The organism is Paracoccus benzoatiresistens (assembly GCF_026913015.1).
In the GTDB taxonomy this organism is placed as follows: domain Bacteria; phylum Pseudomonadota; class Alphaproteobacteria; order Rhodobacterales; family Rhodobacteraceae; genus Paracoccus; species Paracoccus benzoatiresistens.
In genome coordinates this window covers 1-1,377 of sequence record NZ_JAPTYD010000160.1, presented here as the reverse complement: position 1 = coordinate 1,377, position 1,377 = coordinate 1, and the positions used below count along the sequence as shown (strand labels likewise).

Below are 1,377 nucleotides of genomic sequence, written 5' to 3'. Positions count from 1 at the left end.
GCGTCCGCTCAGATCAGCCTGGTCGGATGCGGCTGGAGCGGGTGGTCGGATGGTCGTGGAATGGCCGGTCGGATGTTTATGGAATGTGTGGTCGGATCACCGTGGTGCGCGCAGCTGGAGACAGTGATGCCGAGAACTTCGCTTGCGACACGGCCGTTGAAGCGTTCCACCATGCCATTGGTTTGGGGGGTATAGGGTCTGGTGGTGCGGCGAATGACTGTGAGGCGAGCGCAGGCGCGTTCGAAATCCTCGGCGGTAAAGCAGGAGCCGCGATCCGTCAGCACATGCGTGATCCGGAACGGAAAGGCTTTTTGTGCCTCAGCGAGAAAGGCGACTGCATTGGCGGCGGTCTCGGCGTCGTAGACGGCGAGATGCACGAAGCGGGAGCAGCGATCGATGGCGACGTAGAGGTAGCGCTTGCGCACGTCACCGTCCGCCGTCCGCAGCTTTGGCAGGTGTTTGACGTCGATATGGACATAGCCGAGATCATAGTCCCGGAAACGCCCTTGTCCCTTGGCAGGCAGGGTTGATGGCTTGGGAGGACGGCGGTTCAGGCCTTCAGCCTTCAGGACACGATAGATGTTGTCGCGGTTGAGATGCGGCAGGAAGTGACGCAGCACAAAGGTCAGGTCATCCAGGGGAAAGCCCGTTGCGCGTCGCACGGCGCAGATGATCGCACGCTCCTCCTCTGTCACACGCCACGGCAGGCGGTTTGGCCGGCTTGACCGATCCTGGCAGGCCTGTTCGCCGCTTGCGCCATTTGCGCACCGTTTCCTCGCTGATGCCGTAGCGCTTGGCCAGGATCCTGGTGGGTTCGGTTGAGCGGGCGATTTCAGCCCGCACAGCCGGCGTGGTCCGAGCTTGGGGATGGATCTGCATCATCACGTCACCTCGGCAGGAACGGGTTCAAAGCGCCAGGCATGTTCAGCAATAGCCCAGCTTACCTCGTCCCAATGATGTCCCGCAACCAGACACCTAGTACTACAGTTGCGTATTCTGCTACTTCGTGATCCAATGCGGCCATATCGCTCGCCGGGAGTGGGATGGCATGTCTGTTGCGGACTGGACGGGAACCCTGATCAACTGGCAAGCCGCGCTCCAGGAATTGAGAGAGATCATCGCGCCGGCCTTTGGACGACGCGAGCAACACCAGTCGGCAAACGCCTTCATTGATGGCGTGCTTTCGGGAGCCGAACGCAAGACCGGGTGGATGCTGGCGGAAGAGGCTGGCCTCGAGCGTCCCTACCGCATCCAGTCTCTTCTGGGGCGATCATCCTGGTCGGCCGATGAGCTTTGCCGCCTGGTGAGATGCTATGCAATCGAGGCGCTTGGCGATCCGGACGGGGTGCTGGTGGTGGATGAAACAGGCTTCCTGAA

The 1,377-nt window shown here is 61.3% G+C and carries 1 protein-coding gene and 1 pseudogene; one reads left to right on the top strand and one right to left on the bottom strand.

The genetic code is table 11. From position 1 onward, the window contains the following. Nucleotides 1–107: 107 nt before the first annotated feature. Nucleotides 108–882: pseudogene (locus OU682_RS23980) on the bottom strand (DDE-type integrase/transposase/recombinase); the annotation flags it as partial. Nucleotides 883–1,048: 166 nt separating this feature from the next. On the opposite strand from OU682_RS23980, the gene OU682_RS23975 reads away from it, so the two are divergent. Next, nucleotides 1,049–1,377, top strand: a 329-nt coding sequence (locus tag OU682_RS23975; protein WP_268944681.1) for a transposase, incomplete at its 3' end; no start/stop codon positions are given.